A 294-nucleotide genomic window follows, 5' to 3' on the forward strand; every position below is an offset into this window, starting at 1 on the left:
TCCAAGTTGATTTCGGACCATCTCATTCCCAATATTTCGCCTGACCGAGCAGCAGTTAGGATGCAGAGTTCCAGGGCCAGCGCGGCAATCGCCTCACGCGTCCGGAGCTTCGCGACGAAGGTCGCGACCTCTTGATAGGGCATGGCCGCGTGGTGACCACGAGACAGCTTTGAGGGCCGGGGCAGAAGGTGATCCAGGTGACCGCGCCACCGCGCGGGATTATCGCCGCCACGGAAGCCTCTGGCCTTGGCTGCATCGAGGACCTTTTCGATCCGGCCTCGTACCCGGGACGCC

At 62.9% G+C, this 294-nt stretch carries 1 pseudogene; it reads right to left on the minus strand.

Features of this window, described 5'->3' with window-relative positions:
* Positions 1-294: pseudogene (locus KJQ96_RS41220) on the minus strand (integrase); the annotation flags it as partial.

The organism is Bradyrhizobium sp. sGM-13 (assembly GCF_018398875.1).
Taxonomy (GTDB): domain Bacteria; phylum Pseudomonadota; class Alphaproteobacteria; order Rhizobiales; family Xanthobacteraceae; genus Bradyrhizobium.